19 protein-coding genes are annotated in these 23,351 nt (G+C 62.5%); 5 read left to right on the forward strand and 14 right to left on the reverse strand.

What is annotated here, in order from left to right:
• Window positions 1–90 precede the first annotated feature (90 nt).
• Complete coding sequence (locus ASD01_RS06190; protein ID WP_060643671.1) at window positions 91–1,428, reverse strand: sensor histidine kinase; 1,338 nt, start codon at window positions 1,426–1,428, stop codon at window positions 91–93.
• Window positions 1,428–2,099 (reverse strand): response regulator transcription factor, encoded by a 672-nt coding sequence (locus tag ASD01_RS06195; protein ID WP_034798107.1) that lies wholly within the window; start codon window positions 2,097–2,099, stop codon window positions 1,428–1,430. Before ASD01_RS06195 ends, ASD01_RS06190 begins: the two co-directional genes overlap by 1 nt.
• A 262-nt stretch (window positions 2,100–2,361) precedes the next feature.
• On the opposite strand from ASD01_RS06195, the gene ASD01_RS37205 reads away from it, so the two are divergent.
• A complete protein-coding gene (locus ASD01_RS37205; protein ID WP_255382254.1) occupies window positions 2,362–2,484 on the forward strand; it encodes a hypothetical protein in 123 nt (40 codons plus the stop codon).
• A gap of 110 nt (window positions 2,485–2,594) precedes the next feature.
• Here the strand turns inward: ASD01_RS37205 and ASD01_RS06200 are convergent, their stop codons facing one another.
• Entirely contained in the window at window positions 2,595–2,927 is a 333-nt protein-coding gene (locus ASD01_RS06200) for a hypothetical protein (protein ID WP_034798100.1), read from the reverse strand.
• A 397-nt stretch (window positions 2,928–3,324) separates the two neighbouring features.
• Here ASD01_RS06200 and ASD01_RS06205 point away from each other — a divergent pair, with 397 nt between their 5' ends.
• Complete coding sequence (locus ASD01_RS06205; RefSeq protein ID WP_060520306.1) at window positions 3,325–4,515, forward strand: DUF882 domain-containing protein; 1,191 nt, start codon at window positions 3,325–3,327, stop codon at window positions 4,513–4,515.
• 198 nt (window positions 4,516–4,713) lie between these two features.
• Here the strand turns inward: ASD01_RS06205 and ASD01_RS06210 are convergent, their stop codons facing one another.
• From ASD01_RS06210 to ASD01_RS06255, 10 genes are all read right to left on the reverse strand, one after another.
• The gene (locus ASD01_RS06210; RefSeq protein ID WP_034798195.1) at window positions 4,714–7,284 is read right to left on the reverse strand and encodes an SH3 domain-containing protein; all 2,571 of its coding nucleotides are present in this window, start codon (window positions 7,282–7,284) and stop codon (window positions 4,714–4,716) included.
• 233 nt (window positions 7,285–7,517) lie between these two features.
• Window positions 7,518–8,369, reverse strand: a complete 852-nt coding sequence (locus tag ASD01_RS06215) for an HpcH/HpaI aldolase/citrate lyase family protein (RefSeq protein ID WP_034798098.1) — start codon at window positions 8,367–8,369, stop codon at window positions 7,518–7,520.
• Window positions 8,366–9,583, reverse strand: coding sequence for a CaiB/BaiF CoA transferase family protein (locus ASD01_RS06220; RefSeq protein WP_034798096.1), 1,218 nt, complete (start codon window positions 9,581–9,583; stop codon window positions 8,366–8,368). Before ASD01_RS06220 ends, ASD01_RS06215 begins: the two co-directional genes overlap by 4 nt.
• Complete coding sequence (locus ASD01_RS06225) at window positions 9,580–10,629, reverse strand: ABC transporter ATP-binding protein (RefSeq protein ID WP_034798094.1); 1,050 nt, start codon at window positions 10,627–10,629, stop codon at window positions 9,580–9,582. Before ASD01_RS06225 ends, ASD01_RS06220 begins: the two co-directional genes overlap by 4 nt.
• A gap of 30 nt (window positions 10,630–10,659) precedes the next feature.
• Window positions 10,660–12,759, reverse strand: coding sequence for an ADP-ribosylglycohydrolase family protein (locus ASD01_RS06230; RefSeq protein ID WP_060643672.1), 2,100 nt, complete (start codon window positions 12,757–12,759; stop codon window positions 10,660–10,662).
• A 16-nt stretch (window positions 12,760–12,775) separates the two neighbouring features.
• Window positions 12,776–13,981 carry an ADP-ribosylglycohydrolase family protein gene (locus ASD01_RS06235; RefSeq protein WP_060520311.1) on the reverse strand — a complete coding sequence of 402 codons (1,206 nt, stop codon included), beginning with the start codon at window positions 13,979–13,981 and terminating at the stop codon, window positions 12,776–12,778.
• Window positions 13,971–15,392: an extracellular solute-binding protein gene (locus ASD01_RS06240; protein ID WP_113189164.1), complete on the reverse strand. Its 1,422-nt coding sequence runs from the start codon at window positions 15,390–15,392 to the stop codon at window positions 13,971–13,973. Before ASD01_RS06240 ends, ASD01_RS06235 begins: the two co-directional genes overlap by 11 nt.
• Window positions 15,393–15,441: 49 nt before the next feature.
• Window positions 15,442–16,344 carry a carbohydrate ABC transporter permease gene (locus ASD01_RS06245; protein ID WP_060643689.1) on the reverse strand — a complete coding sequence of 301 codons (903 nt, stop codon included), beginning with the start codon at window positions 16,342–16,344 and terminating at the stop codon, window positions 15,442–15,444.
• The gene (locus ASD01_RS06250) at window positions 16,344–17,273 is read right to left on the reverse strand and encodes an ABC transporter permease (protein WP_051659403.1); all 930 of its coding nucleotides are present in this window, start codon (window positions 17,271–17,273) and stop codon (window positions 16,344–16,346) included. Before ASD01_RS06250 ends, ASD01_RS06245 begins: the two co-directional genes overlap by 1 nt.
• Before the next feature lie 38 nt (window positions 17,274–17,311).
• The gene (locus ASD01_RS06255; RefSeq protein WP_034798087.1) at window positions 17,312–18,361 is read right to left on the reverse strand and encodes a LacI family DNA-binding transcriptional regulator; all 1,050 of its coding nucleotides are present in this window, start codon (window positions 18,359–18,361) and stop codon (window positions 17,312–17,314) included.
• Window positions 18,362–18,425: 64 nt separating this feature from the next.
• Between ASD01_RS06255 and ASD01_RS06260 the strand changes: the two genes are divergently transcribed.
• On the forward strand, window positions 18,426–18,701 hold the full coding sequence (locus ASD01_RS06260; protein WP_127890385.1) for a hypothetical protein: 276 nt from the start codon (window positions 18,426–18,428) through the stop codon (window positions 18,699–18,701).
• Between the two features lie 31 nt (window positions 18,702–18,732).
• On the opposite strand, the gene pdxR is transcribed toward ASD01_RS06260, so the two are convergent.
• Complete coding sequence (pdxR, locus tag ASD01_RS06265; RefSeq protein WP_060530527.1) at window positions 18,733–20,223, reverse strand: MocR-like pyridoxine biosynthesis transcription factor PdxR; 1,491 nt, start codon at window positions 20,221–20,223, stop codon at window positions 18,733–18,735.
• 109 nt (window positions 20,224–20,332) lie between these two features.
• Here pdxR and ASD01_RS06270 point away from each other — a divergent pair, with 109 nt between their 5' ends.
• Window positions 20,333–21,565, forward strand: a complete 1,233-nt coding sequence (locus tag ASD01_RS06270; protein WP_034794687.1) for a benzoate/H(+) symporter BenE family transporter — start codon at window positions 20,333–20,335, stop codon at window positions 21,563–21,565.
• 378 nt (window positions 21,566–21,943) lie between these two features.
• Entirely contained in the window at window positions 21,944–23,176 is a 1,233-nt protein-coding gene (locus tag ASD01_RS06275; RefSeq protein ID WP_034794689.1) for a metallochaperone AztD, read from the forward strand.
• Window positions 23,177–23,351: the final 175 nt, after the last annotated feature.

Below are 23,351 nucleotides of genomic sequence, written 5' to 3' on the forward strand. Positions count from 1 at the left end.
TTAGAGCTGACACCGAAGGGATGGTGTCTCGAAAACCCTTCAAGCATGGGCGCGGCGGTGTCCGCGACCTAAATCCCACGCCTCTCGCGGTCAGAGGTGGACGACCACCTTGGTTCCGCTCGCTGAACTCGTGAGACTGACACGCCCCCCGTGGTTTGAAGCCACCTGTTTTACAAGGCTCAAACCAAGACCCGCGCCCGTGTCCTTGGGAGAAACCCTGTAAAAGGGTTCAAAGACGAGTTCCTGATGCTCGGCAGGTATGCCCGGTCCTTCGTCGGAAACTTCCACGCGCCCATCGCTTGAGACCAAGACGGCAATCATGCCCGAATTGCCGCCGTGATCGATCGCATTTCGGACGAGGTTCGTGACCGCGCGCAACACGGCAGGTGGATTGCCCTTTCGCGCAAGCGTCTCCACGTCACTGTGGAAAGACACCTGATAGCCACCCCCTATCGCCAACGGAGCGAGATCGGCAACCGCCGATCGCGCGATGTCAACCAGATCCATTGGCTCGTCCAGAACGAGCGCCTGGTCGTTGCGCTCGAAGTCCAGAAGCTGCTCTGCCGCTTCTGCGAGCCGGGCGACATCATCCATCAGGCGCGTTCTCTCCCGGCCATCAGGCATGCCATCGATGCGCGTCTGCATGATCGCAATGGGGGTTCGCAGTTCGTGGGCCGCATCGATCAGGAAGCGCCGCCGCTTTCTGGACTCGTCCTCGAGACGCTCAAGTGCGCCGTTGAATGCGATCAGAACCGGGGCGACTTCGTTCGGGATTCCCGCGAGCGGAAGGCGCGTCCCGTGGCGGCGCGGATCGATCCGCGATGCTTCGTCGGCAACCTCGCTCACCGTCGCGAGAGCACGCCCGACGATGTGAGGAACGGCAAGAAAAATCGCCGGGAGAGCACTGGCGATCAAAGACAGGTAGATTGGATAGGCCTTCGCCAAGAGAGCCAGGGCACCCCAACCCTTGTCCGCCACGCCGCCAAACAGAATCCGGACTTCGCCAGCCGGCGTCTTCGCGTTTTCGATCGTCGCAATCTCGCCAGTGGTTGCGGCCCCCCTGATATCCGCTTCGTCGAACAGGTGGATTACCGAGGGCAGCGCGGCATAGGCGGCTGGAATAGATCCGTATGACGCAAAGGCACCGCTGGTGGTGGCGACCACGAACCACAATGCGCTGTTTTGCGCCTTGAGTGTCGTCAGGTCATGGGTCTCGGAAAGCTGCAGTTGACCATCGCTTCCCCGGCCTACGGCACGGGACACGACCGAGACGACCGTCCCCTCCATTGCCGTGTTCGGTGACATGATCGTGGTTGCCCAGATGCAGAGCCCGATGATCACCGAGGCAACGACGGCGATGATGACGAGGCTCAATTGCCAGCTGAGCCGCCACCAGAGCGACGGATTGCGTCCTGTCGTCTGACCCATCACTCTTCCTTCAGGAGGTAACCGACCCCACGGATGTTGTGAATCGAAACTCCGGCCCCAGCATCCGCCAGCCGCTTGCGCAGTCTTGAAATGTGGGCGTCGATCGCGTTCGACTGGATCTCTTCTTCGTAGTTGTAGACCGCTGCTTCGAGCGTCGAGCGGAGAACGGTTTTGTCCCGGCGCCTCGCAAGGGCCTGGAGCACGAAGAGTTCGCGCCTTGGGACGTCAAGCTTCACGTCATCGACGGTCACGGTGAGGTTCAGCGGATCGAGCGCCATTCGTCCCACCTTGATCTGAAGCTCAGCAAGCGCAGCCGGACGGCGCAACACGGCGCGCAGGCGCGCCATTAGTTCTTCGACGAGAAAGGGTTTGCCGAGATAGTCGTCCGCCCCGGTGTCGAGACCTTCAACCCGTTCCATCGGCTCGTTGCGTGCCGTCAGGACGATGATCGGCGCGTCTTGGCCAATGCGGCGCAATTGCGGGATGAAGCTCAGCCCTTCACCGTCGGGCAGGCGGCGGTCGAGAAGAATAGCGCCGTAGTCATTCTGACGCGCAAGTTCGGCTGCATCGGCGAGATGGGTCGTATGGTCGATGACGATGCCATATTTGCTGAGCGCCACAGCCAGTGCCGCCGCCAGCTCCCTCTCATCTTCGATCAGCAGTATCCGCATCGGCACCCCATGGCTTCGACCTTTCGAATCTGCCGCAAGAATTACAGCAGCATTACGGAAACCACGGGGCAGCCGAACGTAACACTGCTGCAATCGTTCAGAGCTAGCGCACGCATCGAGCCGCCCTCGCTCGTATCAGCAGTGATAGGCGCGGCCTTCAACGAACCGGAAAGGCAGGAAGCATGACGACGTCACAAGTGGAGTGCCCTTCCGGGCCGGGATTGAAAACTGTTAGTTCGCGCCATGAGCATAGGGCCGCTCGATGACCCGCGGCCCCCTGCTGCGCTTCCTCATACGCTCGATCCTGTCGGCACTTTTCCTCGCAGCCTTCCTGGCTGGCCCGGCGATCATTCTGATCCTGACGTCCGATCGAATTGCGATGTAGCGCGCCAACGGATCAGATCCCCGACGTGGCGATCTGGTCGATCCAGCCAGTCAAAACGTCGCCGCGCGGATTGACGGCGGACAACATTGTTCGAACTGCTTCGGGCCCATTCACGACCCTTGGTTGCCATCTTCGCCGGATGTGGGTGCCGGGGTGTTCTTCGCTTCCATCGCCGCTTCGATCTGCCTGATGACCTTGACGGCCTCCTGGAGGATTGCCCGCATCTCATCGTCATAGAGATATACCGGCATGCCGCCGGCGCGAATGATGTCCATCGTTTCGGCAGACTCGCTGAGGCGATTGGGCTGCCCGAGCAGCTCCCAACCTTCCTTGATCGCGACATAGGCCCGGGAGACAAGACGGAGCTTTTCGCCCTCCGTCAGCATGTGAACGTCGCGCGCGGCGCGGGTCAGTTCGGCGATGACGTCTTTCGTGCTCTTCATGGGACACCTTGGCTATGCAAGTACCGCGGTGCAACCGACCAATCCATTCATGGTAACTAATGTATAGATTGAGGAAAACAAGAGCCAACACCTTCACGTAAGGGCAAGCCGAGGCCCTGAAATCCATGCACCTCGCGGAAATTCACCACCGAGGACGCACGTCGGATGGCATCAACCGCTTCTTAATCCTTTGTTGACCATAATCTCCGTCGAAGAGCCGAGCCGCCGGCCGTTGCCGCCGGTGGATTGTACCTCGATTGAATCGGAAGCCGCTGTGTCTGAGTATCCTGTAACTGCGTATCCAGAGCCTGCCTCGCCTGCCATCGTCAGAGGCGTGAAGCGTATTGCCCGGTGGGCCGCTCGAGCGGCCGCCATCACCGCCCTTGCAGCATCCGCCATGACTTTCACCAGCACGGCGTCGTCGGCGGAAGTCCGGTCGCTGAAACTGTTCTTCACGCACACCGGTGAACGCGCGACGATCACCTTCAAGCGGGACGGCAAATACGACCAGAAGGGGCTCGCGCAGATCAACCGTTTCCTGCGCGACTGGCGCAGGAACGAGCCCGCCCGTATGGACCCGCGTCTTCTCGATCTTGTCTGGGAGGTCTATCAGCGCGCCGGTGGGAAGGACTATATCAACGTCGTCTCGGCTTACCGCTCACCCGCCACCAACAGCATGCTGCGCGGCCGCTCCCGCAGCACCGGGGTCGCCAAGAACAGCCAGCACATGCTGGGAAAGGCGATGGACTTCTATATTCCGGGCGTGAAGCTCACCCGGCTGCGGGAAGTCGCCATGCAGATGCAGGTCGGCGGCGTGGGATACTACCCGACGTCAGGATCTCCCTTCGTACATCTCGACGTCGGAAACGTACGGGCGTGGCCGCGCATGTCGCGCCAGGAACTCGCGCGTATATTCCCCAAGGGGCAGACACTCCACCTTCCGGCAAGCGGCGGGGCTTTGCCGGGGTATGACCAGGCGATGGCCGACTACAAGCGACGGGTCAAGGCCACCTCGATCGTGGCTGCAAACAGCGCCGGCCCAGCCAAACTGAAGGGCGGAGAACCGGCCGGCAACACGCTGTTGACCGCGATGCTTCCCACGCGCAAGAGCCGCGGTGAAGAAGCCCTCGAGCTTCAGACCATGCGGAAGGAAGCAGCCGAAAAGTCGCCGTTCTTCGACCTTGCGGCGATCACCGTGCCGCTGCCGACGCTGCGCGCCACGGCTACCGCCGCGACCGTGACGCCCGTCCCCACGCCCGAGCGGGCGCTACCCACAAACGTCTCGGCTTTCATTCCCTCCTCGTCGTTCAAGGTTGCGCTTGGCGTGGGCATGATGCGCCATCCAGCTGCAGGCGAAAGCAGCCTCACCGGCCCGTCGCCTACAAATGCCGAGTGGACAATTCGCGACGCCGCACTCTTCAAGTGGGCGCTTGCGCCGGCCAAGGAGCTTGAGCGTCTGGCACTTCCGGCGAACCTGGAGCTCTCGGTGGCAAGCGCCGACGATACACCGCGCGTTCTAAAGCGGGCGTCCCAGGCCGGTAAGGAAAACAAAAGCTTCAACAAAGAGCGCTTCTGGTCGGACGGTTGATGCGGCAAGCACCTGTCAGCATCTCGGCTTAAGGTTCGACCGGCCGGTCCGGCGTGCCACCAAGGCCGGCGTCACAGCGGCAGACGGCCCGATGATCACGCCAAGCTTTTCGGCCGAAGGAGCGGCGACCCCGCACACCTTTTGCCACGCCTTGTAACGCGGCCGCTCGGGAAAGTTCGCCCGAGCGGCCCGGTTTTCTCAGCGACCGCGGCCGCCGCCACCACCACCACGTCCGCCACCGCCGCCGCGGAAAGCAGCTCCACCGCCGCGACCACCACCTCCGTGGAAGCCGCCGCGGTTGCCACCCTGGAAGCCGCCGCCGCTGTAGCCGCCGCGACCACGGTCAAAGCTCTGGAAGTTCCGGCCGGACTCTTGGTAAAGTCGCCCATAATTGCGGCTCAGTTCGTTCTGGTTGCCGAATTGCCGTCCGGCGCGATCGAAGGACAGATGATCCGGCGCCCGTTGGCGAACCTGCTGGTTGCGGCGTGGTGCGGGTCTCGTTTCAGCACGGTTCTGGATACGCTGCGTGGCTTGGGGCCGGTTGGATGCCGCGCCTTGGGCGGCATTGCGCAGGTTCTCCCCGTCCGGCCTCTGAACCGGTTGCCAGCCATCCGGCGTATGCTTCTGCCATTGGCCGTCCTGACGGCGATAGACGCTGCCATCGCGGCCGGCATAAACGTCACCGCCCTTGCTGCCGGCGATAAAGCCCTTGTCGCCTTCCGAGTTGCGCCAGCGCAGGCCGCCGGCACTCCCGGTTGATCCGCCGCTGATGCGCGCGAACTCTCCGCCGTGCTTGACGGCTACACTGCCCCAGGAGCCGTAAACATTCTGCCCGCCCCGCGCGACCATCGCGTTGCCCGTGCGTGGATTGTAGGCAGAAATGAAACCGCGCTCGCCACCGGGACCCGCCACCGCGCCGCCGCGGAACCGTGTCCCCGTGACGGGGTTATAGGCTGCGCCGAAGACCAGGCCCCTTTCCGGGCCATAGGCGTAGCCATAGCGCCCGAAAGTGCCATAGGCCGGGTTGTACGAGGCGCCGAACCCGTAGCTGATCGGCGGCGGATAATAGGGCCAATCGTCGTCGTAATAGTCCCAATAGGGCGGATAATACCATCCCGAGCCCCAGACGACTGTATCCCAGGCAAGGTAGGTATAGAGATAGCCGAGCGTATAGCCGTACCAGATGGCATCCGGTTCCGTATCGTAGATGCGGACATAGGTCGCGTTATAGACCGGAGACGACGATGGGATCGTGTAGATCTCATCGGCAACGGCGCGCGCAACGGCGAAGGGCCCGGTCGGCGTATCGCCGACGAACCAGATGCCGTCCTTCAAGACGAAATACTTGTCCGCGACCTTGATGACCTGCTCGTTGGCATTGACGGCATAGAACATGGACGTGCCTTCGATCGGCTCGAACTTCGGCTCGCCATTGTAGTGGACGTCCACCTTCAGCGATCCATCCGTCGAAACCCGCGCGAGCTTCGGAATGCTCGCCCGCAGACGCGCCATTGCGCTTTCGGACGTGCCGGGGATCGACGCGCGCACAGCCGAGTAGGAGGCGTCGTCGGGCAGGTTTACGAAATCATCGGGCAGGTCAGGCGTGGCAAAGGTCCAGGGACCTTCGAGTGACGTTGAAGAAAACCACCGTCCGGAAACAAGTGTGTACCACGTCTTGCTGGCCCGATGGAAAAACACCGAACTGCTCGTATTGGAAATCCAATCCAGCCCGGTGCCCGCGATCGGTTCGAGGGCCGGTTTTCCTTCAAAGATCAGAAGCTCCGCCGGCTTCTCCGAATAGAAAACTTTCGGAACCTGGTTATCGCTGAAGGGCGTGGGCGGAAGAGAGGCCTTTACCCCTTTCCAGTTGTCGATTTCCGGTAGCTTGGAAAAGACGTCCGGCACCGATGCCGCTTCAACCCAACCGCTCTCCAAGGTCTTTGTTGTCAGCCAGTTCTTTTCGCTCCGCAGATAGTAGTCTGCCGCCTGATCCACTTTGAAGAGGTCCCAATTCGTATTGACCACGAAGGAGAGGCCCTCAACGCCCTTGACCGGAGCCGTCACCGGCTTGCCGTCCGTCTGCACCAGGATGGCCGGCGTCTCACTGACAAAGATCGGCGGCGGATCGGCCTTGATATCGGGGATATCGGCGAGGCGTTGGAAGTCCGCAAGGCTTGCCGCCAGGCGTTGCTGCGACACGACGATCGGATCGGTCGGGACAAGCTTGCCGATGTCGAGCGCGAGGTCAGCGAGCTGCTGTCGGTCCAGTGCGGAGAAATCGAGCTGCGTGGTGCGAACATCCGTCAGCGTAACATTCTCCGTCGCCTCGTCGGCCACAGTCTTGGCCGAAAGCCCGATGATCCCATAGATCGGCTTGGCGTCGGCGGACGGTTTGAGCTCGGTCGCGACAAGGGCTTCGAGCTCCTTGAAATCCTTCCAGGACGTGATCTGCGGCTGGAAGAGCGTGATCGTCGCGCCTTTTTCGGTGTTGAACATCCTTGGCCAGGCCGGCGCGGTGGCATCGGACTGGTTGAGATACTTGCCGGCAACAAAGCCATTTGCCCCGGCATAACTCACGGCACACCAGGAGGCTTCTGCGTCGCATTCCTTGATGTCGACTTCCTCGCCCTGGGGGATCACGCGCATGGCGTCAAATCCGGTTCCCGGGCCCACCCTGAAGTTCACATTTGCAGTCAGGATGGCGGGATCTGCAAAGGCTGAAGTTGAGAAGAACGAAGCGATCGTCAGGTACGCAAGAAGTCTACGCATGATCACATTCCCTTCCTGGGGTGTCTAAGCTGTTCGAAGTCCCTGCATGCTGGAGTGCTACTGAAAAAAAACGGACCGCCACGACAAAGTCGCCCGCGTTCGCAGCCGGTTAAAGTCGTTCAATTTCAGGATCATTGCACATTCGGTGATAGGTGCAACTGCGCAGCACGAAATCCTGGCGCACCGGCGCGCCTCGCGATCGTGAGGACTCTTCCGCCAAGCTGCGCTGAGCGTCAGCCGAGGTCGCCTGCCTGTTCGAGAACATCATGCGCGCGCTCGATGATCGGCGCATCCACCATGGTCCCGTTCAGCACGAAGGCGCCACGGCCGTCTGCCTGCGCCGTCTTCGCTGCGTCGATCACGGACTTTGCCCAGGCGATCCGTTCTGGGCTCGGGGAGTAAGACGCATTCAGCACCGGGACCACGGACGGGTGGACACAGCTCGCGCCATCGAACCCGTGGGCCTTCGCCTCACGAGCGGCTGCCTTCAAGGCATCCAGTCGCGTATAGTCCGCAACCGTCAAAAGCATGCCGAAGGACAGCTTGCCTTCCGCCTTGGCGGCAAGGTGGACCATCAGTTTCGGAAGTCGCAATACGTCTGGCAGCGGTTCTGCGCCCATGCTGGTCGCGATGTCTTCGCCGCCAGCGGCAAGGCCGACCACGCGGCTGACGCGGGCAATCGCGCGCGCATCGAGAACTGCCCCGGCATCTTCGAGGAGTGGCACGAAGGCGACCGGCGGCCTGCCGATCTGCCGCTCAACTGGTGCGAGATGCGCTGCAATATCCTCTAGCTCCTGCGGCGACCGGGTTTTCGCGACATAGAGACCGAACGCGCCGGCACGGCAGGCGGCCTCTGCATCCGCCATCCGCAGATCCGGCGCCGAATTGACGCGGACAAAGACGGTCGCACCACCGCGTGCCACCTGCGCCACGGCGTCCTTCAACCCATCCCTTGCGGCCTGTTTCTGATCCGGGGCGACTGAATCTTCCAGGTCGAGGATGATCGCATCCGCTCCGCGTTCGTGCGCCTTGGCGATGAATTTTGCGGACGAGGCCGGGACGTAGAGTAGGGAGCGAAGCCTCATGCGGCTTTACCCTGGAGTATCGTCTCGATCGCGCCGCGATCCAGTCCCGCTTCGGCCAGAACTTCCGCCGTGTGTTCCCCAAGCGCTGGTGCCGGCCGCCGCCAGACGCCCGGCGTCTGGGAAAGCCGCGGCACGATGTTGTGCATCGGCAGGCTGCCGAACTCGTCATCCTCCACATCGACGATGATTTCGCGCTCGACGAAATGCGGGTCCGACGCGGCATCTGCGATGTTGTAGATCGGCCCGACCGTCGCGCCGGCGTCACGCATGATCTTCAGCGCCTCGTCATGGTCGTGCCGGGCAAACCAGCCGCCAACGGCCTCGTCGACCAGATCGCGATTTTTGACGCGTTCAGAATTGGTGGCAAAGCGCGGGTCCTGGTTCATGTCGGCACGGCCGATGATCTCGAAGATCCTCCGTGCGACCTGCGGCGTCGATCCCGACAGCGCCACGTACTTTCCGTCGCGGCAGCGGTAGACATTGCGCGGGGCGGCCGTATTGGAGGCGCTGCCCACGCGCTCCTTGATCTTGCCGGTCGTCTGATAGATCGCCGCTTCTGGCCCGAGCACCGAGAACATCGGTTCCAGCAGCGACAGGTCGATGACCTGTCCTTTTGCGTAGCCGCGATCGCGCGCAAGCAACGCTGTCACGGTGGCCGAGCTGCCATAGACACCGGCGATCATGTCGGCAAGCGCCAGCGGCGGCAGCACGGGCTCGCGATCGGGAAAGCCGGTTCTGTAGGCAAAACCGCTCATGCCTTCGATGATGGTGCCAAAGCCCGGGAACTGCGCGTAAGGCCCCGTCTGGCCGAAACCGGAAATGCGCACGATGATCAGGTTGGGATTGCGGGCGTGCAGCGTTTCCGGCGAAAGCCCCATGCGCTCCAGCGTTCCCGGCCGGAAATTCTCGATGAAGACATCGGCCGTAGCGATCAGTGCCCAGAGCGCCGTCATCGCCGCCTCTTGCCTGAGGTTCAGAACGACGGAGCGCTTGTTGCGGCTATAGGTCTTCCAATAGAGCGAGTGGCCATCATCCTTCCAGTCTCTGAGCGGATCGCCCGCCGGCGGCTCGATCTTGATGACATCGGCGCCGGCATCGGCCAGCTGCAGCGACAACATGTTGCCGGCAACGAGCCGGGAAAGATCCAGAACCCTCGTGCCGACCAGCGGTCCCTTGGCGTCGGGATCGAACTGTCGCTTCGCAAATCCACTCATCGAAGGCGCTCCCCGGTATCCTTGTCGAAGAGCAGAACCTTGTCGGCATCGATCGTCAGCGTCACATCCTGCCCGGCCGAAAGTAGCTTGCCGCCGTGGACGACGACCGAGATATCCTGGCCGCCCATGTCGACGACGATTTCCTGGTCCTCGCCGGTCGGCTCGACGAGGCTGATGCGCCCCGGCACGCCCGTTGTTCCGAGCGTGATGTGCTGCGGGCGGATGCCGCAGACGACCCGCTTGCCAGCCTGCACCTGTCGCCCGAGCGGCAGGGATACGCCGCCCCGGGTCAAGGCCGTCGCTCCCTCTGTGACCGCCTCGATCAGGTTGATCTCCGGCGAGCCAATGAAGCCGGCGACGAAGAGATTGGCAGGATCGTTGTAAAGATCGAGCGGTGCGCCCGCCTGCTCGATCTTTCCGCCGTTCATCACCACAATCTTGTCGGCCATGGTCATGGCCTCGGTCTGGTCGTGGGTGACATAGACCATCGTGCGGCGAAGCCGTTGATGCAGCTTCTTGATTTCGCTGCGCATCTTCACGCGCAGCTTGGCATCGAGGTTCGACAGAGGTTCGTCGAAGAGGAAGGCACGCGGGTCGCGCACGATGGCGCGACCCATGGCGACACGCTGGCGCTGGCCCCCGGAAAGTTCCCGCGGCAGGCGGTCGAGCAGCTTTTCGAGGCCGAGGATTTCGGCCGCCTGGGTAACGCGCTTTTCGATCTCCGCCTTCGGCGCACCGGCGAGCTTCAAGGCGAAGCTCATGTTTTCCGCGACCTTCATGTGCGGATAGAGCGCATAGGACTGGAAGACCATGGCGATGTCGCGCTCCTTGGCCGGCATATCGTTGACGACCTTGCCACCGATGGTGATCTCGCCAGCTGAAATATCCTCCAGCCCGGCGATCATGCGCAACAGCGTAGACTTGCCGCAGCCCGAAGGGCCGACGAGCACGACGAATTCGCCGTCGCCCATTTCCAGCGAGATGTCGTTGAGCACGGCGACACTGCCATAGCTCTTGCCGACGCTTCTAAGCTCTATCTCGGACATGTTTCCTCCCTTTCTTTCCGCCTCGCGCAGTTAGCGCTCGGCGACCTCAAGCCGGCCGATCGACATGCGCCCGGCAGACGCCATGCGAAGGCCAGCCATGCCGTAGCGCAGCGTCCCATCGTCCGCCTGAAGCAGCCGCTCGCCATCGACGGAAAGCGTCAGCTTGCCACCTTCGACAGTGAGATCGACCGCGTAGCTCCGGCCGTATTCGATACGGAACGGGCTGCGCGCGAGGATCTTCGTGCCGTGGTCTTCAAGAAGGATCACGGCTTCGCCGTTCTCGAAACCGGCGGCATAAAAGCGGCTCGTACCCTGAGCCCGGGCCACCACCAGGTGCGAGGCACCCGAGTGCGGCTGAAGCTCGGCCTTGACACTGACGTCGCGGAGATAGGCGTTGCCCGTCCAGGCGTCCGCGTCGGTTGCGGTATGGGCATGGATGCGGCCTTGCTGCAGGCTCCAATGGCCGCGGTTCCAGGTGAAGCGGGTGATGCCGCCCCATTCATGCGCTTCCTTCGACGGGTCGATGACGGCGCGACCCTTGCCGGATACGGAGAAGTCCGCAAGGAACAGCCGGCCGAGGAATTTCAGGCGTCCGAAATATTCGACCAGGATGCCGATCTCGTCGACCGCCTCGCCGTTGCCGTCGGGGATGGTGAACGCGTAGTCCTGCCAGCCACTCGCAGACGGCACGTGCCAGGCGCCTGTTTCCTGGATGGCGCCTGTCATGGCGCGGCGGACATAGGGCGCCACGCGCAGGTTGCCGTCACCGTTCCAAGGGTCGAGCCAGAGCTTGAACGACACCCTTTGGCCGTCATCGGCAAGTGGCGTGAACATCGGGCGGTAGCGCTCGTCGTCGAAGTCGGAGCGGCGATAGAAGGGCTTCCAGAAAATGCGTCCACCATGCCCGCGCTCGAGACGGTCGAGCAGGATTTCCAGCGATCCCTTGGCGTTATCCGTATGACGCTCCGCCGATGCCTTGACGGCGATCTGGTTGAAGGGCTCGGTGCGGAAGCCATGGGTGGCGCCGGGTGCGTCGAAATCGAAGCGAACGCCGCGGCGCTCGAAATCCTCGACCCAGAGCGCCGGAGCCTCCCGTCCCTGCAGGCGGAGCGCCAGCACCGTCAGTTCACGGGCAAAGGAGGGGATGTCGACGACGTTGACCGTACCGGCTACGCCGGAAGCGACGACGAAATCGTTGATCGGCTTGCGGTACTTGTCCCAGCCCGGCTGCACCTTTTGCAGCGTGCCGACGATCGCACCGGCATTGCCGGCGTTGCAGTCCGTGTCCCAGCCGGCCATGGTGGCGATCTCGACGGTGCGCGGCAGATCACCCTGACCGTAGATCAGGCTCATGATCAAGACGCCGGCATTCGGAATGATGTGGCAGACGCCGGGATAGCGGTCATAGCCCCAATCCGCCGTCAACATGTCGCGGCAGGCACGCCAGTCGTTCCGGTTGCTGTCGTGGAAGCGGAGTACCGCGCGCGAAACCTTGGCATAGAGGGAGTCGGCCGGGATTGTCGCGAGACCCGTCTCGATCACGTCCTCGATGTTCTTGGCAACAAAAGCCTGGGCGATGGCCGCGGCGCAGAAGCGGGCGCCATGCAGGCCCTCGCCGTCATGGGCGACACTTGCCGCACGGGCTGAGGCTTCGGCTGCCTTCTTCGGGTCGGCCGGATGCACCCAGCCCCAGCTGTCGATGAAAATCTGCCCGCCGATCTGCTCGGCAACCGTCGTGCCGTTCTGGGCGATCGAGCCGGATTGCGGCGCCGGAATGCCAGCGCGCAGGTTCTGGTAGGCGGTATGCTCGGTCGAATTGCCGAAGCCGCCCCACCAATACATGCCGTGTTCCTCGGCCGCATAGTTCAGCCAGGTCTTGCCGACCTCTTCGGCGGTGGCGCCGAGACCGTAGTCGCGCAGCGCCCGGATGAAATAGACCGGACCGTTGGTGTCGTCATCGGCAGCGAAATTCTTGAAATCGCGCAGATATTCCGTCACCTCGCCATAGGTGTCCCGGACGCGTTCATAGCTCCAGATCGTCGGTTCGACAGGTGCGCCCAAGCGCACGCCGATCGCCTTGCCGATAAAACCGGAATAGATACGCTCGAAGATTTCTGTGGTGCTGAGCATCGGATACTTTCGAATTCTAGAGACTGGAAACCTGGGTGAGCTCGGGAGCGGCAAAGAGGCCTGCGCGCGCCGTGGCCCGCGCCATTTCGCGTTTGTGGTCGGCCGCCCGGATTGCGGTCACGGTTGCGGTAAAAGCATCGGCCGATCGGTAGAGATCGAGCTTGTTGACACGGTCGAGCTGGGAGACCATCGCCCGGTCGATGATGCTCTCGCCCTGCATGGCGCCGAGGATTGCGCCGGCCATGACGCCGATCGAGTCCGTATCGCGGCCGGAGTTGATGCCGTCGATGATCGACTTGTAGAAATCACCGTCATTGACGACCGCAAAGCCGAGCGCCAGCGGCAGTTCCTCGATCGCGTGCAGACGCGACGGCTGGTAGGCGTCGGTCGCAATGCCGGCCTTCTGCGGCGTGTGCTGCACGTCGTCGCCCATTGGAGAATAGCGCGCGATGATGCGGTGGAATTCGGCGACGACTGTCGCATGATCCGCGCCCTTCAATGAGCCCGCAGCCTCGACGATATCGGCGATCGCATCACGCGTTCCGTCCTTGGCAACGGCCAGCGTTTCTTTGATGACGGTGTCGAGGGTGGTGCCCGGCACGAAAGCGGCGGCGACCGCGGCGGCGAGTACGCCGGCAGCTTCCAGGCCGAAGCTCTGCTGGTGGCCGGAGGCAAAGGCGATCGCCTCATCATAGGCTGCCTTCGGATCACAGGCGTTGGCGACGCCGATCGGCGCGATGTACATCGCCGCGCCACAGTTCACCATGTTGCCGACGCCGCCCTGGCGCGGGTCGCAGCCGGAAAGTTGATGGCGCTGGAAGATCCACTTCTCAGGATAGAACAGCCGCTCGATCAGCATCGTCTCGCGCTGCAGCTCCGGCACCCAGCGCGGCGTCCAGGCAATTTCCCGCACCATGCCCGAGGCCATATCCCAGGCATCGAGATGGCGCTTCACGTCGTCGTAGATCGACATCACGCAGAGCGTCATCAGCGTGTCGTCGGTGACGATGCCGCTGCCGCGGACACGGCCGTTGCGGGCCGCCTCACTCTGCTTCATGCGGTGCCACTCTGTGTCGAGCGATGTCACCCGGCCATAGCGCTGGCGGATTTCCGCAGCGGAGAGCTTTTCGACCGGCGCCCCGATGGCGTCGCCGTAGGCGACGCCAAAGAGAAGCGCCCGAACCCGTCCCTTAAGGGAGAGCCCTTGAGCATCATTTGTCATTGAGAACCGTCCTTGCATATTCGGTCATTTTCTCGCCGCCGGCAGCGTTCCACTCGGAAACGAACTGGTCCCACTGGTCCAGCTTGGCTTCGCCGGAGACGAACTTGTAAACCCAGGCCCGGTAGACGTTCTCCGTGGCGTCGATGTCGGTGGCGTATTCCGCAGGCCAGACGAAGGCGTTGTCCGGCTTGAAGTCGGCGGAGATCGTCTTCAGCGATTGCTGCGCGGCATCGCTCAGCCACTGAACCGGCGGCTGCCAGTTGGCGGCAACGAGGAAGCGGGCATACCAGGTAGCGAGCTTGTCGGTCGGCTTGATGGTTTCGCCGTCCTTGGTGTACTGCTCGCCCTCAAAGCCGAGCCGTTCAATCGCCTGGCCCTCGGGGCTGGCGATGAAGTCGAGCAACTTGACCACCTCCTCCTTGTGCTCCGAGGTCGTTGCGATCGCGAGACCGCGCGCTTCCTTGGAGACGTCCAGCGCCATCAGGCCCTGGCCGCCCGGACCCTTCGGCGGCGAAAGCAGGCTGAGGGTCACGCCGGGATGGGCCTGGCGCATCTTGCCGCCATAGATGTCGATGACCTCTGCGGAGGAACCGAAGATCACCCCGGCACGGCCGGAATAGAACTTGTCTTCCTTCACGTCCCACTTGGTGGTGATGAATTCCGGATCATAGAGACCCTGCTCGCGGAGCGATGCGTAGAAAGCGATCTTTGCCTTTTCCGCGGCCGAAACGCGGGCATGGATCCACTCGCCAGCATCGTTCTTCAGCCAGGTTCCGGTGACGCCAAATGCCTGATTGAAGACGGCGTCGAGCTCTTGAGTGTTGTCGGCGGTGGTAACGCCGTAGCTGTCGGCCTTGCCGTTGCCGTCGAAATCGCCGTCCTTGATCGCCTTGAAGAGGGTGACGTAGTCGTCCGTAGTCTTCGGTGCTTCGACGCCCGCTTTCTCGAGCCAATCCGCGCGGATCACCGGCTGCGGTATGCGCGGCGGGTAGACATAGAGCAGGTAGGGATAGTTCTTCAGCCGCTCGACATTGTGCGGGAAGAGCGCGTCCTTGAGATAGGTCGTCTTCGGCAGCCAGGTGTTCCAGTCCTCCAGCACGCCCTGTTCGGCCATCTTGGCGTCGCCGCCCTGGAAATAGATGAGATCGGGGATATCACCGGACAGAAGCATGGCGCTGAGCTTGTCGGCATAGCCAGAGGACGGCAGGTCGACGACCTGGATATGGATGTCGGTGCCCTTGGCCTTCAGCGCCTCCTCATAGGCCTTCATCAGCTTCACGTCGTCAGGATTGCTCGTCGTGAGATCCTTCGAGACGACGCGGATCGTCACCGGATCGGCGAAGGCGGGCATGGCGACGCTCGCCATCAATGCCATGGCGGTGGTTGCGCCAAGGATCAGTTTTCCAAGCATGTTTGTTCCTCCCAATATGCTATGGCTTTTATGGTTCGGTTCTGCATCGTCAGCCCTTCAGCGCACCGCTCACGGTGCCCTTGGTGAAGAACTTCAGAATGAGTGGGTAGATTGCGAGGATCGGCGCGATCGTAAGCAGGATCATGCCTGCCTTCAGCGCGCGAATGTTGATCTGGCTCGCACCGGTGTAGTTGTTGCTGTCGACGACCCCGACCATGGCGAGCTTGTCGCCCTCGACCACGAACTGGCGCAGCACGACCTGCAGCGGCCATTTTGACTGGTCGTTGAGATAGATCATCGCCCGGAAGAACTCGTTCCAGTGGAAGACGAAGTAGAAGAGAGCGATGGTCGCAAGCGCCGACTTGGCGAGTGGTAGCGCCACGTACCAGAAGATCTGGAAAGGGTTGGCGCCGTCGAGCTCCGAGGCCTCGATCAGTTCCTTCGGCACTTCCTCGAAGAAGCGGACGAGAATGATCAGATACCAGGCGTTCACAACCTTGAAGAGGATCAGAGACCAGTAGCTGTCGAGAAGGCCGAGGCGCTTGTTGATGAAATAATCGGGAATGATGCCGGGCTCAAAGACGATCGTCACCAGCACGAAGACGAAAATCGCGCGCCGCCCCGGCAAACCCGGGCGGGAAAGTGCCCAGGCCATCAGCGCCGTCAGCACGACACCAAGGACGGTGCTGACCAGCGTGATGAAGATCGAGTTCAGGAGGCCGCGCTGGACGGCCGGGTTGTTGACCAGGAGGCTCCAGACGTCGGTCGAAAACCCGTTGGGGACCACCGTCAGGCCGCTCATGCCGGCAACCTTGCCCGGATCCGAAAAGGAGATGGCGAGCAGGTTGAGCAGCGGCTGGACCGTCAGTACGACGAGGAACATCAGCGTCGAGACGATGATCGCATATTCGAGCCGCTCGAGCGGCGTTCTGCGAACGTTGTGGGCGGCCATCACCATACCCCCTTGCCGGTAAGACGTTTGGAAAGAAGGTGGGCGGCGACGATCATCAGCATGCCGAGAACCGCCTTGAAGAGGCCGGCGGCCGTTGCCAGCGAATACTCGCCGGTCTGCAGGCCGATGCGGTAGACATAGGTGTCGATGATATCGATCTTGCTGCGCACCACGTCGTTGGAGAAGTTGATCACCTGGTTGAGGTCGGCGTTCAGGAACATGCCGGCGTTGAGGATGAACAGCGTCGCGATCGTCGGCACGATGCCGGGAATGGTGACGTAGCGGATCTTCTGCCAGCGATTGGCTCCGTCGATCTCGGCCGCATCATAGAGTTCCTGGTCGATGGCGATGATGGCGGCAAGGTAAAGCAGGCTGTCCCAGCCGGCCGATCGCCAGATCTCGGAGAAGACCAGCACCCAGCGGATCGAGCCCGTGTCGGTCATGAAGGAGACCGGCTGCAATCCGAAGAAACCGATGATGTCGTTGACCGCGCCGTCGCTCGGCGAAAGCACCGCGATGAACACGCCGGCGATGACCACCCAGGAAAGGAAATGCGGCAGGTAGATCGCCGACTGGATGAACTTGCGGAAAGCGCCGCCCCGGATCTCGTTGAGCAGCAGCGCAACGATAATCGGGACCGGGAAGACGAAGACGATCTTCATTGTCGAGATGATCAGCGTGTTTATCAGCACCTGCCAGAAGATCGGCGAGGAGAAGAGCGTCTGGAAATGCTTGATCCCGACCCAGATGTTCGGCGGGATGATGCGCAACTGCTCGAAGGCGATCTTGGCTTCCCAGATCGGAAAATAGTGAAAGATCACGAAGAAGATCAGCCCAGGCGCCATCATCAGGTAGTAGGGCCACCATTGCCGCACGTTTTTCGTGACGCTTCGCCGATGGACGTTGGGAACGTTCCCACTTCTAGGCATGGCTGCATCCGCTACAAGATCGTTGCTTACGCTCATTGTTACCTCCCTGCCGCCGTGCGCACAGCTACCGAGGCCGAGACATCGGCAAGCGAACCGCGCTCGACCAGTCGGCACGGCAGAAATATCCGGCCGTGCTCCGGGCGGCCGGCAATCTGATCGAGCAGGCATTCGACCGCGCGAATGCCGATCTGCCGGCCAGGTTTTTCGATCGTCGTCAGACCGGGCCAGGAGAAAGCACCCGCCGGAATGCCGTCGAAGCCAAGAATGGAAATATCCTCCGGGCACCGGAGCCCCGCCTCGCGCACGGCGATCATGGCACCGAGTGCCATCAGGTCGTTGGCGACGAAGACGGCGCGACTGCCTCTCCACGGCCCGGCGAGCAAACGCCCCATGGCCTTTCGGCCACCCTCGACCGTGTAGTCGGATTCCTCCACCAGCAAGATGTCGGGGTCGATGTCGCGCGCGATGCAATGCTCGTGCACGGCGCGCAGGAACCGGGCGCGCGCAAGACGCGACCGCGGGCCGAGCATCAGGGCCGGCGCCGGGTGTCCGCGCTCAACGAGGATATCCATGCCGAGACGGACAGCCTGGGCGATATCCGATCCGACGCTCAAGGTATCCGGAAAACGCTCGGCGCTCGATCCGATGAAAACGAAGGGTAAGCCGAAGCGATCGAGATCATCGAAATTGTCGGCGACCGGATTGATGATCGCGCCATCGACACGGGCGCGCCGCAGGGCGCGAAGATGCGTCGCCTCCGTGCCGGCATCCCAGTCCGACGAGAAGACGAGAAGCGAAATGTCGTCCTTGGCGGCGCGATCCTGGGCGCCGCGGGCGACTTCGGCCCAGAAGGGGTTGGTGATATCGGGAATGACCAGGCCGAGCATGCCGCTGCGCCCCGAACGCATGCCGACGGCCAGATGATTGCGCTCGTAGCCGGTGGCTGCAACGGCCTTCAGCACGCGGTCGCGGGCTTCGTCGGAAATGCTGGCAGAACCCGCCAGAACACGTGCAACCGTGCTCTTCGAGACCCCTGCCCGCTCCGCGACGTCGATAATGGTGGCCCGTTGCCGGGGTCCGTTCTTCATGTTTCCTCCCGGGCCGGAAGCCATCATCAAAGGTGACAGGCCTCAAGCTCGTGGGAACGTTACCATGAGAGTTCACGCATTGGCAAGACATGAAAATCCCGCCTTAACGCAAGGCTCCTTTGTCGCCGATTACTCGACCGCCGGCGACGTGGTCGACTTCCTGCTTTCCGGTCGCGCCGACCGCGCGCTTGAAGAGGTCGGCCTGACCCGGTCGCGGGATCTCGACACGATGAAAAACGTCCAGTTCATCGAACTGGGACCGGAGCTGCTCGTCTATCTCGACGCCGTCAAGCGCAGCAGATTTCTCGACACGTGGTTCCAGCTCGTGATCCAGGACTAATACCGAAACGTTGGGGCGGCGCTTGGACGACCTATGACTTCGCCGCGGCCCGGAAGGCACCAGCCAGCTTCCGCACCGCCCCCTCGATCTCGCTTGGCGTATAAGCGGCAAACCCCATGAGGAACCCGGGCTCGGGCTTGCCGCCGGCGTGAAGCGCGGACAATCCCATGATCTCGATCCCGACACGTCGTGCCGCATCGACGGCCGCGGCCTCCGAGATCGCACCTGTCAGCGCGCACGGCATCTGCAGGCCGCCATCGGGCACCCGCGCTTCAAGGAAATGCGGCAGATGTTTTATGACAAGCATCGCCAAAAGGTCGAGCCGGTCGGCGTAGATGCTGCGCATTGTGCGCACATGGGCGCCGAAATGCCCGCCTTCCATGAAGCGCGCGAGTGTCATTTGCGCCATCGGAGCGGAGTGCCCGTCAAGCAGAGTACGCGCGACGGTCATCGGCTTGACCAGCTCAGGCGGCAGAACTGCATAGCCGATCCGAAGCCCTGGAAAGAGCGATTTGGTGAAGGTGCCGATGTAGATCGTCCGGTCGTGCGGATCGAGGCCCTGAAGGCAGGCCGTTGGTTTGCCGGCATAGTGGAATTCGCTGTCGTAGTCGTCCTCGAGGATCCAGGCCTGATGGCGGCTCGCCCATTCGATCAGCGCAAGGCGGCGATCGAGCGTCAGCGTGGCGCCGGCCGGGAACTGATGCGAGGGCGTCAGGAATACGGCCTTGACCTTGCGCGTCTCCGCCTTGATCTGGTTGACGGCGATGCCATGGCGGTCGACGCGGATGGGGACGCATTCGAGCCCCGCCGCATCGAACGCCTTGCGCGCGCCGTAATAGGCCGGATCCTCGATGAAGATGCGGTCACCGGGATCGAGCAGCATGTTTGCGCACAATGTCAGCGCCTGCTGCGAGCTGGTGAGGATCAGCACCCGTTCGGCCGTGGTACGGGCGCCGCGTTCTAGGTTCACATAGTCGGCAATGGCACGGCGCAGCTCCTCGATCCCTTGCGGGTCGCCGTGAAGCAGCGCCCTTCTGCCGGTTTCGCGCAAGACCTGCCGTCCGAGGCGCTCCCACAGCGCGAGCGGAAAAGTGCGCGTCTCCGGCACGCCATGGGCGAAGGGGCGGGGCAACAGCTGTTCACTGACGCCGCCGCTGCCGAACATGGCATTGCCCCGCCTGCTCAAAGCCGCTGCCTGGTTGGGCGACTGCGCGCGCCTTGGAGACAGGCGCCTGCCGGGTGCAAACTCCTTCACCTCGGCCACGAAACTGCCGCTCCCGACGCGACGGTCGATGAAGCCTTCGGCATGAAGCTGGCCATAGGCCGCTTCGATCGTATCGCGCGATACGCCGAGGGATTTGGCGAGCACGCGCGAAGCTGGAAGCGGCTTTCCCGGCCCAAGCGCACCGTCGAGGATCAACTGCCGGATCGCCCGCTGGATGCGCGCATGAAGCGGCATCCCAGCCTGGGCGGGCTGGGCAATCCATGCCTTCACGGACTCGAGTTGGGAATGCTTGAACAAATGGTCTGATCCTCTTCAGCGAAATGGATGGGCATATCGGGCCAATGACTGGCTATTTGTCAACGCGGCTTGCCAGTCCTCCCCGAAATTTCAGGAGCCCCGATAGATCATGTCATCACATGTTTTCCCGTCATCCCTTCGCTTCAACGACCTTGCCCATCCCATTGTCGCGGGTCTGATCTCCGTCATCGTCAACTATGGCGGCACCTTCATCCTGGTCTTTCAAGCCGCGAAAGTGGCTGGGCTCAGCCCCGAGTTGACGGCTTCCTGGGTCTGGTCGGTCTCGATCGGCGTGGGAATGACGGGGCTTTGGCTGAGCTGGCGCTATCGCGAGCCTATCATCACCGCCTGGTCGACGCCGGCCGCAGCCTTTCTCGTCACTGCGCTTGCGACCACGCCCTATGCCGAGGCCATCGGCGCCTACATGATCTCGGCTCTAGCCTTCGTCGCACTCGGGCTTTCGGGCTATTTCGAGAAGGTCATCCGGCTGATCCCGCCAGGCATCGCCGCGGGCCTGCTCGCCGGTATCCTGCTGCAGTTCGGCATCGGCGCGTTCGGCGGCGCAAGCGTCGATCCGTTGCTCGTCGGCCTGCTGATTGTCGCCTACGTCGTCCTGAAGCGCTTCTCCGCCCGCTATGCCGTGGTCGGCATCCTCGTTCTCGGGCTCCTGTTCCTGCTCGCGGAGGGCCGGGTCGACCTGTCGGGTCTGAAGTTGGAGTTCGCGGCGCCCATTTTCACCATGCCGTTGTTCTCGCTGAACGCGCTGCTTTCGGTCGCACTGCCGCTGTTTCTCATCACGCTGACCGGCCAATACATGCCGGGAATGCTGGTGCTGCGGAATGACGGCTTCAAGACCAGCGCCAACCCGATCGTGACGACGACTGGCTTCGGTTCGCTGATCATGGCGCCTTTCGGCTCGCACGCCTTCAATATCGCGGCAATCACGGCGGCGATCGCAACCGGCAAGGAGGCCCACGAAGACCCCTCCAGGCGCTGGATCGCGGGTATCGCCGCGGGCTTTTTCTACGTGCTCGTCGGCGTGTTCGGCGTTACGCTTGCGGCCGTGTTCATGGCGTTTCCTGCGACCTTCATCGCCACGCTAGCGGGCCTCGCCCTTCTCGGTACCATTGGTGGCAGCCTTGCTGCAGCAACAGCCGACCCGGCCTGCCGCGAAGCGGCGCTCATCACGTTCCTGGCCTCCGCCGCCAACATCAAGCTGCTCGGGATCGGCGGGGCCTTCTGGGGCCTGGTGATCGGCCTTCTCGCCTACATCGTTCTGAACGGCCGCCTACCGCAGCGTCGCGGGAGCAAGCTGCCCCTGAACGAAGGCACAGCGAAGTAGCAGGATGACCGGGTCCCGCCGCGTTTGGCGGCCTTCGTCGCTGATGAAGGCCCTATGGCGGGTTTTGGTCCATCTCGCCCAAAGCCCCCCAGCCCTGAAAATCGGCGAAGCCCACCAACGGAGAAACCGAGCATTTCAAAGGGTGGCGGCAACACATGCCGCCATCCGCCGCTCCAGGCGAAGTCGCGGAATGCCAATCGGTCCGTCAGGACCGAGCTTCACACTCCTTAACGCCAGCGAGCCACGTAGGCCGCCGTCGCGGGCCGCCTGTGACGGCTTCGTTGACGCATGTGCAAACGTCAGCTTGTTGCCGCTGGACAAGGCGAATGTAACGCTATAACACAACACATGTTACGTTATTACATTATAGGAGATTTCATGTCCCGCTCCGGTTTGCCCGCGCTTTTCGCCACCACCATTCTCGCGACCCTCGCCTTTCCGTTGACCTCTCATGCCGAGGAAGAACAGCAGCGCGAGACCTGGCGTTTGTTCATTGCCGACCACACCCAGCCCGTGGTCCGCGCCATCGATTTGGAAACGGACAAGGAAATCGGCCGTTTTGACCTTGAAGGCTACGCCGCCCTTTCCCTGAGCGACACCGGACGAACCGTCTTTGCCGTCCAGGGCGAACAGAACCTGATCCATGCCATCGACACCGGCATAGCGCTTTCCGATCACGGCGAGCACCGGGACATCGAGGTCAAGGAGCCGAGGCTGCTTGAGAAAACCATTCGCGGACAAAAGCCCGGCCACGTGGTTGCCCATGGTGACGATCTCGCCATCTTCTACGATCGCGGTGGCAAGTTCGATCTGCTTGGCGAAAGCGCGCTTCTGGACGGCAAGGCGGAGCTCAAGGCTTACGATACTACCGCCGCACACCATGGCGTCGCGGTTTCGACCGGCAACCATCTTCTCGTTTCGGTCCCGAACCTCGAAGCGACGGTAAAGGAAGGTGAGCTTCCTCCCCGCCTGGGCCTGCGTGTTCTCGACAAGGAGGGCAAGCAGGTCGGCGATGTCGCAACCTGCACGGGGCTCCACGGTGAAGCGACGTCCGCCCGCCTGGCCGCCTTCGGTTGCGCCGAGGGCGTCCTGGTCGCACGCCCAGGTGGGCTCGATGGCCCCAAGCTCGAGATGCTCGCCTATGGCGACAAGCTGCCGGAAGGCAAGGTATCCACACTGCTCGGCGGCACTTCTATGCAGTTCTTCCTTGGGAACTACGGAGAAGACAAGGTCGTACTGATCGACGCCGACGCGAAGGAACCCTACCGCCTCGTCGAACTGCCGCTGCGGCGGGTGGACTTCATCCTCGATCCAGCAAAGTCACGCAACGCCTATATCCTGACGGAGGACGGCAAGCTTCACCTCCTTGACGTCGTGGATGGCGTGATCACCAAATCGGAAATCGTCACGGAGCCCTACAGCAAAGATGGCCACTGGCGCGACGCAAGGCCCCGCCTCGCCGTCGCCGGCAATCACCTCGCCATCACTGATCCGCGCCAAAGCCTGGTACGCGTGATCGACACGGAAACACTGAAGGAGACCCGCACGATCGCGGTCGAGGGACAACCCTTCGCAATCGTCGCAGCCGGTGGGTCGGGCGCAACCCACTAGGGAACATAGGCAATGAAGTCTGGACGCCGGCCAAAGGGCCGGTGTCCATAAGCAGGTGAACCGGCAGCGCCGGTTGCCCCACCATCGTTCGGCCTTTACTTCCGGAATTACACCGAGAGCCAGCGCCAAGGTCCTAGCGGATTAACTTGCGCGGCCCGTTTCTATCCTTCGCCTT

Origin of the sequence: Ensifer sp. Root423 (genome assembly GCF_001426275.1) — a bacterium.
Lineage (GTDB): Bacteria > Pseudomonadota > Alphaproteobacteria > Rhizobiales > Rhizobiaceae > Ensifer > Ensifer adhaerens.